We start from the raw sequence: 1,637 nt of genomic DNA, 5'->3' as shown, positions 1-1,637 counted from the left end.
GCCCGGACGCGAACGGCCCCGCGACGTCGGGCCCGTCAGGGGAGGACGCGTTGGGGGTCGCCCCGCCATCGGGGGCGCTCGCAATCCAGGACGGTGCGTCCGACGGTGTGGCCGGCGACGAGCCGGTGTCGAGCGCGACGGCGTCCCCTCCTGCCGGGGAGGACTCGTCAGCAGTCGTCTCGCTGGGAGAGAGCTCGGGAGTCTCACCGATGCCGGGTTCCCAGCGGGACCCGCTCGAGGCGGTGTTCGAGGCGTCCATGGTGTCGACCTTTCGATCCGGCGAAGCCGGAGGGGAGGGAGAAGAGGGCATACGAACCAAGGGATCGGGCTTAGGGCAGGGAGGCGCCGAGTAGCAGGCACACCAGGAGCCAGAGCACGGCCAGCGCGCAGAGCACCGCGGCGGTACGGCACTGCGAGGCGCCCGGGCGTGGCTCGTGAGGGCCGAGCAGGACGGTCCGGGCGCGCCACACGGCGTCGGTCCACACCGCCGACCAGGCGGGAGCGCCGGGTCCGGTGAGCGGAGCGGCGATCCGGCCGATCCCATCGGGCAGGTCGCTCAGCAGCGGCGGAAGGTCGGCGCGGAGGCGCGCGGCATAGGCCGCGCTCACGCGCGACTCGGTCTCGGCGAGATCGAGGCGACCCTCACCGAGGGCGGCGTGCAGCACCGAGACGACGGCCTCGCGCTCGGCGTCCGAGGCCCGCACCGACCCCGCGGGCGGACGGGACGTCGAGGGGTGGTCGTGCGCGAAAGTGATGGACATCGAACTCCTCTGGGGGCGGTGAGCCAGGTGACTTCACCGTGATCGACTGGAGTGAAGCCCTGACGTGGACCAATGCGGAAACAGGTAAGAGTCCGGGCCCAGCCCTCGAGAATCTGGTGGGCGCACGACGTGTTTTCCGCGGCGGCCAGCGGCGTACTTGCGCTACGGATTCCCGCTGGCCCGCGGGGTGCGGCTGGGCCAGCCCACGATGGCCTTACCCCGAGCGCGACCTCGTCGCCGCGCACCACCCCGAGTAGCGCAGCGGTGGTCGTGGGCTCCTCACGGCCGGGCGGCCCGGGGCGCCTGCGGCGCCGGGAGGGCCGCTTCGCAGCTGAACTCTCGATTCCTTCTTCCCGTGGGCCCGACGAGTCTGAGGGCCCCGGCGGGGGCGAGCGGTCGATGAACCCGGCCCGCACCCGTCCGGGTGGTCGAAGCCTCCTGCGTCGGCTGAGCACGCGACCACACCGCCGCGGTGGAGCCGGAACCCCCGACCGTGGCCTATTCGGCCACCCCCGCCGCGACCCTCGATCGACCCGCGCCCCACAGGGCAGAAGAAATGGCACCCGGACTATGTCAGGACCCGGTGCCGGGCCCCGCAGCCGTGTCACGGTGGAAAGGGGGAACGGTGAATGCCAGGACCCAGCCGAGGAGTTCAGTAGGCATCGATAGCGGCTCGGGCCCGTTTGAAAGAACGCCACGCCCGGCGTTATCGGACCGTGCTGATCGACAGTTGTATTCACCTGTCACAGCTCACGCTATTCGAATAGAATGGGAATTGAGGAGGTGAGGTCTGTGAGCGTGGGCATCGACGACCGTCACGACGAGACGGTTCTGGCCTGGATCGAGGGTGTCCTCGCGGCGATCGGCTCGGTGCGC

The 1,637-nt window shown here is 71.0% G+C and carries 1 protein-coding gene; it reads right to left on the bottom strand.

The annotated features are described in order from the left end of the window. Positions 1 to 329 precede the first annotated feature (329 nt). Positions 330 to 761 (bottom strand): DUF1707 SHOCT-like domain-containing protein, encoded by a 432-nt coding sequence (locus tag AC0CYZ_RS27655; protein ID WP_472221320.1) that lies wholly within the window; start codon positions 759 to 761, stop codon positions 330 to 332. Between the last annotated feature and the right edge of the window lie 876 nt (positions 762 to 1,637).

It is taken from the genome of Actinomycetospora sp. (genome assembly GCF_055612215.1).
This window is presented reverse-complemented; position numbering and strand designations above follow the sequence as displayed.